The 898-nt window shown below is 40.0% G+C and carries 1 pseudogene; it reads right to left on the bottom strand.

Features of this window, described 5'->3' with window-relative positions:
- Positions 1 to 898, bottom strand: a pseudogene (locus tag ACFINW_RS09995) (hypothetical protein); the annotation flags it as partial.

Genomic DNA, 898 nt, shown 5'->3' with positions numbered 1-898 from the left:
TTTTCAGAATCACTCCACAACAACGCATTCTGCTTAATATTTTCAGTAACCTCCGTGTTGTTTTGAGTAAACTCTTTTTGAAGATTCTCAAAAGATGTTCCTACACCAGCAAATGCTTCCGATACAGTATCATACTTCTTCTCTTCAACTTTAGTACCATCCTCATTAACGATCTTAACTTTGAAACTTGGAGCCGTCCAAGCGCCACCTGCATAACTAGCATCACCACCTAAAGACTGCGCAACACTGTTACCTAGAGCATATAGCTGATTTCCTGTTACAGCATCGCTTGAGTCTTTAGTGATATCCCCATTTGCAAGCGACGTTATCTTGCTGTTCGTCTTGCTTTCCTTGTACCCATGCTTGGCTACAAACGCCTCTGCGTCCTTATTCCACAACAGCGCATCGCCTTGGACAGATTCTGTGATATTCGTGACTTTGTCATTAAAGTCTTTAACCACATTCGTGAAAGAATTACCAACACCTGAAAGAGCTTCTGAAACACTATCGTACTCAGCTTCTTCTGATGTGCCATCTTCTTTAAGGTGTGTAACTTTAAATCTAGGCAACAACCATTGATTTTTCTCATACTTAGCATCACCGTTTAAGTACGATGCAAGATCTTTTCCTAAGGAATAAAATTGGGAGCCATTTACTGCATCTGTAGATTCTTTCGTAATATCTCCTGCCGCAAGGAACTTAATCTTGCTATTTGTCTTTGCACCGTCTTTTCCTCCATGCAAGGCTACAAAGGATTTTTCACCCTCGCTCCATGATAAAGAATCTTGTGCAACTCCTTCTGAGACTTCCTTAATCCGTGTATTCACATTTTTGATATTCTCATCAAGACCAGTAAATGCACTACCAACATTATCAAAAGAGCCATTTGTTATATTAC

It is taken from the genome of Bartonella sp. AA18HLJMS (genome assembly GCF_042197245.1).
Lineage (GTDB): Bacteria > Pseudomonadota > Alphaproteobacteria > Rhizobiales > Rhizobiaceae > Bartonella.
The sequence above is the reverse complement of the archived record's forward strand: the minus strand, read 5'-3'. Positions and strand labels throughout refer to the sequence as shown.